The organism is Actinoalloteichus spitiensis RMV-1378 (genome assembly GCF_000239155.1).
GTDB lineage: Bacteria > Actinomycetota > Actinomycetes > Mycobacteriales > Pseudonocardiaceae > Actinoalloteichus_B > Actinoalloteichus_B spitiensis.
The window spans coordinates 1-2,819 of record NZ_AGVX02000080.1; the positions used below are offsets into that span (position 1 = coordinate 1).

Consider the following 2,819-nt stretch of genomic DNA (forward strand, 5'->3'; position numbering starts at 1 on the left):
GGGTGCGGGCCGCGCGGCGGTCCGGTGACGCCTCACCCCGCCGCCGTCTCCATCTCGTCGAGCCACGGGCCGACGAACGCGGCGACGGCGGCCGGATCCTCCACGGGGGCGAGGTGCCCGGTTCCCGGAACGAGGCGCAACGCGGAGCCGGTGATGGTGCCCGCGAGAGCCCGGTGCTCCTCCGCCGGGATCAGACCGTCCTCCCGGCCTGCCACGACCAGCACGGGCACCGTGGCGGAGGCCAGCAGCGCACCCGAGTCCCGCCGGGCGGCCATGGCCCGTTGCGCCCACGCCACACCAGCGGGCGACTGCTCGCGCACCCACCGCTCGACCTCGCCCACCAGCTCCGGACGGGACGCCCGGGTCGTCGGTCCGAGCAGCCCCTCCACCGTCGTCCCCGCCAGCCACCCGGTCGCGCCCTCGCGCTCGACCCGTTCCGCCACCCGCAGCCGGTTGTCGCGCTGCTCGGGGTCGTCGGCACCGGCCCGCGTCCCCACGAGCAGCAGACCGGCGACGCGTTCCGGGGCCCGGCGCAGCAGCGCCATCGCCACGTACCCGCCCATCGAGCAGCCACCCACCACGGCGCGCCGGATCCCCCTGGCGTCCAGCTCGGCGAGGACGTCGTCGGCGACGACATCGAGGTCGGGCGGGGGAACGCCACCGTCGTCCCGGGCCAGCGGACGGCTGCCCAGCCCCCGCTGGTCGGGAGCGAGCACCGGCCGCCCGGACCCGAGCAGCGAGCGGACCCCGTCCCACATCCGGGCGTCCACGGGGAAGGCGTGCAGCAGCACCAGGGGCGGAGCCATCCTCGATCCCTTCCGTCGGTACGCACGCCATCCTCCCCCCGGCACCACGGCCGGGGCGACCGGGAGCGGCCGGTCAGGACTGGTGGACCGTGAACTGGTGGGTCTCGTACGGCCCGTCCCAGGTGCGGGGCAACGGCGTCGGGACGTCGGGCGCCACGATGGAGACGATCTCGTCGAGGACGTCGTCGGCGCGGCCGACCCAGAGGTGCTTGGCTCCCTCGAAGGGCACCACCCTGGCCTGGGGGACCGCCCCGAACCGCTCGCGGGCGGCCGGCGGGCGCAGGTAGTCGTCGAACTCGGGCACGAGGGCGTGCACCGGCTTGCCCGACTCCGCCCACACCCGCAGGTGCTCCTCACGGCTGTACCGCAGGGGCGGTGACAGCAGGACCGCGCCCCGCACGAGCGGGTCGCACCCGTGCATGAGCGCGAGGTCGGTGCCGAAGGACCACCCCAGCAACCAGACGTTGGGCAGGTCCTCGAACTCCGCGTACTCCAGGGCCGCGACCACGTCGTGCCGCTCGGCGTCTCCGTGGGAGAACTCGCCCTCGCTGCGGCCCGCCGCGCTCTCCGTTCCCCTCGTGTTGAACCGGAGCACCGCGATGTCGGCGAGCGCGGGCAGCCGCCACGCGGCCTTGCGGTAGACGTGCGAGTCCATCATGCCGCCGTGGGTGGGCAGCGGGTGCAGGCAGACCAGCGTCGCCACCGGGGTCCTCGCCTCGGGCGACGCCAGCTCCCCCACCAGCCGCAGGCCGTCGGCGGTGTGCAGGGTGAGCGGCTCCCGGCGCGCGGGCAGTACCGTGCCCGCCCGGATCTGTGTACTCATCAACATCCGATCGTGCCATCACCGGCCGGGGCGGCCGGGGTGATCCGGACCACGGGCCGCGTCACCACCACCGCCGGGTCGGGCCCCGCCGGCCCCGCGCCTGCCAGCACCCGTTGTGCCAGTGCCGGCGGTCCTCGGCGCTGCCGTACTCGTCGGCCGGCCAGGCCACCACGTGGGGGGTTCCGACGCGGATCTCGTGGTCGCAGCCCGGGCACCGGTACGTCTTCACCGCCTGGGAGCCGGGCACCGTGCGCACCATCCAGTCACCGTCGGGACCGGAGACCCGCTGCGCCGACCCCACCCCCGCCGACAACGGGCGCGCGGGCGCCGCCCGGCCTCGAACGGCGGATTTCGGGGATCGGTTGCGGCGCGGCACGGACGACCACGGTAGTCGCTCGGCTGGAACCGGCCGCCCTGAGGCGAGCCCGGGCGGCCGGGGACCTCCACCGGGTCCCGGCCGCCGGAAGCCGGCCGAGGGCGGACGCGGGGGTGGCGCGAAGGAACTTTCGACCAGCCCCGTTCTGCGATGATGGCGGGGTGCCCAGCTACGAGTTCCGTTGCCGTGAGTGCTCCACGACCTTCGAGGTCCAGCGGCCGATGAGCGCCGCGTCCGACCCCGCCCGCTGCCCGGTGGGTCACGAGGACACCGTGAAGCTGCTTTCGACGGTGGCCCTGTCCCGAGGGGGCGGCGCCGCGCCGGTCGGGGCGGCACCGGCCGGGGGCGGCTGCTGCGGCGGAGGGTGCTGCGGGTGACCCCGGTAGCGGGCCGCCCCCGGGTCTCGGGCGCGCGCGTCGTGTCGGCGTCCCCCGAGCGGTGACCCGGCGCCGCCCGCCCGGCGGGGCGGCTCACTCGTCGAAGTTCCGCTCGACCAGGTCCCTCACCCGCCGCAGGGCGGTCTCCGCGTCAGGTCCGGAGGCGGAGACGCTCACGGTGTCCCCCCGGCCCGCGCCGAGGCCCATCAGGTCCAGCACGCTGGCGGCGTCCGCCTCCCGCTCCCCGAGGCGAACGCGCACGTCCGCGTCCAGGCCGGCGACGCTCCTGGTGAGCAGCGCGGCGGGCCGGGCATGGAGCCCGACCTCGTTGCGCAGCACCAGCGTCTCCGCCAGCACCTCGGGGGTCCCGCCCGCCCCCTCGGCCCCGGTGCCCGTCGCGGCCGGTCCCGGCGATTCCGGGCCGGGTGCCGCCGCCT

General features: G+C 76.4%; 5 protein-coding genes. 1 reads left to right on the plus strand and 4 read right to left on the minus strand.

The features are described 5' to 3' along the window. Window positions 1-32 precede the first annotated feature (32 nt). The 3 genes from ACTIDRAF_RS0203895 to ACTIDRAF_RS0203905 all read right to left on the minus strand — a co-directional run bounded on the left by ACTIDRAF_RS0203895 (window position 33) and on the right by ACTIDRAF_RS0203905 (window position 2,005). Entirely contained in the window at window positions 33-806 is a 774-nt protein-coding gene (locus ACTIDRAF_RS0203895) for an alpha/beta fold hydrolase (RefSeq protein ID WP_016697402.1), read from the minus strand. Between the two features lie 73 nt (window positions 807-879). Continuing rightward, on the minus strand, window positions 880-1,629 hold the full coding sequence (locus ACTIDRAF_RS0203900) for an alpha/beta hydrolase (protein WP_026065753.1): 750 nt from the start codon (window positions 1,627-1,629) through the stop codon (window positions 880-882). Between the two features lie 61 nt (window positions 1,630-1,690). After that, the gene (locus ACTIDRAF_RS0203905) at window positions 1,691-2,005 is read right to left on the minus strand and encodes a hypothetical protein (RefSeq protein ID WP_026065754.1); all 315 of its coding nucleotides are present in this window, start codon (window positions 2,003-2,005) and stop codon (window positions 1,691-1,693) included. Between the two features lie 161 nt (window positions 2,006-2,166). Between ACTIDRAF_RS0203905 and ACTIDRAF_RS0203910 the strand changes: the two genes are divergently transcribed. Next, window positions 2,167-2,382: an FmdB family zinc ribbon protein gene (locus tag ACTIDRAF_RS0203910; RefSeq protein ID WP_016697405.1), complete on the plus strand. Its 216-nt coding sequence runs from the start codon at window positions 2,167-2,169 to the stop codon at window positions 2,380-2,382. A 93-nt stretch (window positions 2,383-2,475) separates the two neighbouring features. On the opposite strand, the gene ACTIDRAF_RS27115 is transcribed toward ACTIDRAF_RS0203910, so the two are convergent. Further along, a partial coding sequence (locus ACTIDRAF_RS27115; protein WP_016697406.1) for an HPr family phosphocarrier protein occupies window positions 2,476-2,819 on the minus strand: 344 nt, incomplete at its 5' end.

Excerpts from the sequence above, each read along its gene's own strand:
- ACTIDRAF_RS0203900 (WP_026065753.1), bottom strand. The coding sequence starts at position 1,629 with ATGAGTACACAGATCCGGGCGGGCACGGTACTGCCCGCGCGCCGGGAG.
- ACTIDRAF_RS0203895 (WP_016697402.1), bottom strand. The coding sequence starts at position 806 with ATGGCTCCGCCCCTGGTGCTGCTGCACGCCTTCCCCGTGGACGCCCGG.